This window comes from Sagittula sp. NFXS13, from assembly GCF_040148795.1.
Taxonomy (GTDB): Bacteria; Pseudomonadota; Alphaproteobacteria; order Rhodobacterales; family Rhodobacteraceae; genus Sagittula; species Sagittula marina.
In genome coordinates this window covers 1-1475 of the sequence record NZ_JAGEMH010000048.1, presented here as the reverse complement: position 1 = coordinate 1475, position 1475 = coordinate 1, and the positions used below count along the sequence as shown (strand labels likewise).

General features: G+C 51.3%; 1 rRNA gene. It reads left to right on the top strand.

Annotated features, from left to right (window positions below):
- Positions 1–244: 244 nt before the first annotated feature.
- Positions 245–1475 (top strand): 23S ribosomal RNA (locus J4E08_RS24410); the annotation flags it as partial.

The window sequence follows — 1475 nt, the reverse complement described above, 5'->3', positions numbered from 1 at the left end:
ACGGCGAAGGTTCGCATCTGGTCTAGCCGGCTGGATGAGAATATCCCTTCTGAAATGAGCAATAGTTGTCCAAGTCAAGTACACTAACCAAGTCACTTTAACCGAGTGACAAGTCTCGGTGATCAAACACCGGGGCGGGAAAATGTATGCTTTGTCCAGTAGGAGAGCGGGCCGTTTGCCGACGGTGCGCTCAACGCGAGGCCCTGTGAACCAGCGGGGACCAAACCTTGCTCTTACTGGATCAAATCAAGCGCGAGAAGGGCGTTTGGTGGATGCCTTGGCAGCAAGAGGCGATGAAGGACGTGATACTCTGCGATAAGTCATGGGGAGCTGAGAATAAGCTTTGATCCATGAATTTCCGAATGGGGCAACCCACCTGATATTCAGTTATTATCAGCCGCAAGGTTTTTGATAATTGGGTAAACCAGGTACTTCTTACCTGAATACATAGGGTTTGAAGAGCAAACCCGGGGAACTGAAACATCTAAGTACCCGGAGGAAAGGAAATCAATTGATACTCCCCTAGTAGCGGCGAGCGAACGGGGACTAGCCGAGCCTTGAGAGTGACTAGAACATGCTGGAAAGCATGGCCATAGCGGGTGACAGCCCCGTATAGGAAGCTCGATGGGACGTATTAAGTAGGGCGGAACACGTGAAATTCTGTCTGAAGATCGGAGGACCACCTTCGAAGGCTAAGTACTCCTTGCTGACCGATAGCGAACCAGTACCGTGAGGGAAAGGTGAAAAGCACCCCGACGAGGGGAGTGAAACAGTACCTGAAACCGAACGCCTACAATCAGTCGGAGGATCTTTACGATCTGACGGCGTACCTTTTGTATAATGGGTCATCGACTTGGTCTATCTAGCAAGCTTAAGCCGTTAGGTGTAGGCGCAGCGAAAGCGAGTCTTAATAGGGCGATGAGTTAGATGGATCAGACCCGAAACCGAGTGATCTAGGCATGACCAGGATGAAGGTAAGGTAACACTTACTGGAGGTCCGAACCCACACCTGTTGAAAAAGGTCGGGATGAGTTGTGCCTAGGGGTGAAAGGCCAATCAAACTCGGAGATAGCTGGTTCTCCGCGAAATCTATTTAGGTAGAGCGTCATCCGAATACCCCGGGGGGTAGAGCACTGGATGGGTAATGGGGCCCCACAGGCTTACTGATCCTAACCAAACTCCGAATACCCGGGAGTAATAGATGGCAGACACACGGCGGATGCTAACGTCCGTCGTGAAGAGGGAAACAACCCTGACCTCCAGCTAAGGCCCCTAATTCATGGCTAAGTGGGAAAGCAGGTGGGACGACCAAAACAACCAGGAGGTTGGCTTAGAAGCAGCCATCCTTTAAAGATAGCGTAACAGCTCACTGGTCTAATCAAGTTGTCCTGCGGCGAAGATGTAACGGGGCTCAAGCCATGAGCCGAAGCTGAGGATGCACATAGTGCATGGTAGCGGAGCGTAGTGTGACATAG